Genomic DNA, 2,582 nt, shown 5'->3' with positions numbered 1-2,582 from the left:
TGCGGTGTCGAGGTGGCGACCAAGGAATCAGACTGCTGGACCGACAACCTGGTGGCTTTGATCGCAGCCGCCGTGGCAGACGCACCGGGAGCGCCATAGGGCCCGCAGTTGCGGAGGTTCGGGGACTTGCGGCACCACGGCGGCACGATTGCCGAGGAGAACCGCTTGCGCTCACCTGTTGGCCGCGTCGACGCGCTTGTCGTTGACACGCGGGGCCTTGACCTCGACTGTTCCGGCCGCAGTGGTCACCGAGCGCGGCCGGTGATAGCCGTTGCGGACCACCAGGCGGCGCCCGTTCTCGTCCCGCTGGTCGGTCAACGCGGCTATATAGGCGTCAACTTCAGCCTCCAGGGCGGCGGCCAGCATCCGCCTCGCGCCCTCGCGGACGATGTCGTCGATCAGGGAGCCGGTCTCGGTTGTCGCATCGGCATTTACTACGCTCAGCACGGGCATGCCTTCCCGACCGACGGTGCAACGTCGGCCTACTCGATGACCAGAAGTCGATCATTCGGGAAGGTACGCCCTTCGCGTCCAACCCGAGGTCGATCCACAGGTCATGAGCATTGCTCGAAGTCGCCACCGCCATGGTGGCCGAACTCTGTCAGGCTGGTGCCAGCGCTCACGCCGAAGCGAATCAGTGATTCCCAATCAGGTTTGTCAAGGGCGGTGGTGGGCGGGGCCGCGCTATGCCGCTGCAAGGCCGCGTTGAGGTGGCTCGGGGGTGAAGGTCCGCTGGTCGCGTATGAGGGCCCACAAGACGTCGAGGCGGCGCCGGGCAAGGGCGAGGACGGCCTGCTTGTGCGACTTTCCCTCGCTCCTCTTGCGCTCGTAGAAGGTCCTGGACGTCGAACAGCACCGAGCGGCGACCAGCGCGGACAGGTAGAAGACGCGCAGGAGACGGCGGTGGTAGCGGTGCGGTCGGCGCATGTTGCCGCTGATGCGTCCGGAGTCCTTGGGAACCGGGGCCAGGCCGGCGATGCCGGCCAGGCGGCCCGAGCTGCCGATGGCGTCCAGGTTCCCGCCGGTGCAGGCAATGAATTCGGCACCAAGGAGGCTGCCCATGCCCGGCAGGCTGGTGATCGCCGCAGCGTGCGCGTGCTCGCGGAACCGCGCTTCGATCAGCGCGTCGGTGCGGGCGATCTCTTCGTCCAGGGCCGTCACCGCTGCGGCCAGGGTGCGGACCACGGCCGCGGCGGTCCTCTCGCCCGGAATCACCGTGTACTGGGCCTGCGCCGCAGCGAGCGCGGTGGCCGACACCGCAGGGGCGTTTCGCACCTTGCGGTTCGACAGCCAGCCGGCCAGGCGGGACTGGCCGATCCGGCGCAGGGCGGCCGGCGTCCGGTAGCCGCTCAGCAGGACGAGCGCGGCCTTGGAGGCGCTGTAGTTGAAGGCTCGTTCCAGGGCGGGGAAGTACTCCAGGAGCTGGGCGAGCAGCCGATTGATCGCGCGGGTGCGGTCTGCGGTGAGGTCGTAGCGTCGCGCGGTAAGGATCCGCAGATCGACGGCGATCTCGTCCTGTTCCTGCAGAGGGTGCAGGTCGCGGCGCATGCGGGCCTGGTCAGCGATGACGTAGGCGTCCTTGGCGTCCGTCTTGCCGTCGCCCCGGTAGGAGCGGGAGGCGTGGTGGACGGTCCGGCCCGGGATGTAGAGCACCTTCTGTCCGTGGGTGGCCAGCAGGGTGATCAGCAGTGCGGCACCGCCCGCGTTCAGATCGATGGCCCAGGTGACCGGCTCGCCCTCGCTGAGGTCGAGGACCTCGCCGATCAGCTCGAGCAGGGTCGTCTCGTCGTTGGATACCCGCCGTGACAGCCTTCGCTCGCCCCCGGCATCGATCACCGTGCAGTGGTGCTCGCTCTTGCCCGCGTCCGTTCCCGCCCACAGTTGCGGCACTTGTGCCTCCTCGAGGATCCGTGTTCCTGGTCCCGGCAGACGACCACGCCGACGTGTCCTTACGAAGCGATGAGGTTCGCGCATCCCAATGAGTGGCCGTGTCGTCGCGGGGCGCCGGGCGGCCAATCACTGAAAGCCACACGATCGGCATGAGCTTTTTGAGCCACATCCGGCGCCCCTGGGCCTTCCGATCGTACGAATGAGCGGAACAGACCCGCCAAGAAGGTAAGGAGCGTTTTCAAGTGCGTCACCCGATGGTTGCGAGCTGAGCCTCTGACCAGCAGGTTCGCCGGACCGTGTCACCCGATCGGGGCCGGTCTGAAAATCCTCAGTAAGCCTTCGGCACTCTCATCGTCACAAGATCAGTGACAGAGCCGAATTTCGTGACCGTTGACACTCGGTGCACGCTGAACCGATTGACACTCAGAGCTGGTACGTCAACGGGCTGATGTGGCGGGGCATCCCAACGACCCGCTGACGCCAGGAGGGCGTCGCCGATTCTGTGAGCGCGTGGACGGCGGACGTCCGATCGCGCACGTCGCGGAAGCCGGGATCTCCCGCCGCCTGGCCAAGTGGTACGCCGCTGGAGCGGCGCATGATGGCGTCCCTTGTGGTGGTGTAGGGGATCAAGGCGGTGAGCGTGGGTCGGTGCGCCCTGTTCGTGCTCCCGCTGCCCCTGTTCGTGCCCCCTG

1 protein-coding gene and 2 pseudogenes are annotated in these 2,582 nt (G+C 67.4%); 1 reads left to right on the top strand and 2 read right to left on the bottom strand.

Going from position 1 to position 2,582, the window contains the following annotated elements:
* Positions 1-453: pseudogene (locus AB0M28_RS40325) on the bottom strand (transposase); the annotation flags it as partial.
* Between the two features lie 231 nt (positions 454-684).
* The gene (locus AB0M28_RS40320; protein ID WP_365415798.1) at positions 685-1,890 is read right to left on the bottom strand and encodes an IS110 family transposase; all 1,206 of its coding nucleotides are present in this window, start codon (positions 1,888-1,890) and stop codon (positions 685-687) included.
* Positions 1,891-2,340: 450 nt separating this feature from the next.
* On the opposite strand from AB0M28_RS40320, the pseudogene AB0M28_RS40315 reads away from it, so the two are divergent.
* Positions 2,341-2,466: pseudogene (locus AB0M28_RS40315) on the top strand (IS481 family transposase); the annotation flags it as partial.
* Positions 2,467-2,582 lie beyond the last annotated feature (116 nt).

This window comes from Streptomyces sp. NPDC051940, from assembly GCF_040680895.1.
In the GTDB taxonomy this organism is placed as follows: domain Bacteria; phylum Actinomycetota; class Actinomycetes; order Streptomycetales; family Streptomycetaceae; genus Streptomyces.
The sequence above is the reverse complement of the archived record's forward strand: the minus strand, read 5'-3'. Positions and strand labels throughout refer to the sequence as shown.